Annotated in this window: 1 protein-coding gene; it reads right to left on the minus strand. The window is 55.5% G+C overall.

Features of this window, described 5'->3' with window-relative positions; all coding sequences use genetic code 11:
- Positions 1 to 402 (minus strand): type IV pilus twitching motility protein PilT (locus ERX29_RS10845; RefSeq protein WP_165981144.1); only part of this gene is annotated, 402 nt, incomplete at both ends.

Genomic DNA, 402 nt, shown 5'->3' on the forward strand with positions numbered 1-402 from the left:
CGCGTATGTAATGTTGCCAGCACCAAATGCCCGGTTTCTGCCGCCGTCAGTGCCAGACGGATTGTCTCGCTGTCACGCAGCTCTCCGAGCAATATCACATCGGGATCTTCCCGCAATGCGGCACGCAATCCCGATGCGAACGTCATACAGTGCAAACCAATTTCCCGCTGCTGGATCAAACATCGCTGGCTGGCATAGAGATATTCAACAGGATCTTCCAGCGTCAGAATATGCGCATCGGCATGTTGATTGAGATAGCCAACCATCGCCGCCAGCGTGGTAGATTTGCCGCTCCCCGTCGCCCCCGTCACCAGAATCAGGCCATTCTCGCTCTTGAGTAATTCCGGCAATACCGGTGGCGCACCAAGCTGTTCGAGCTGTGGACAGTGCGAAGGTAACAAC

This window comes from Macrococcus lamae (genome assembly GCF_004359545.1).
GTDB lineage: Bacteria > Bacillota > Bacilli > Staphylococcales > Staphylococcaceae > Macrococcus > Macrococcus lamae.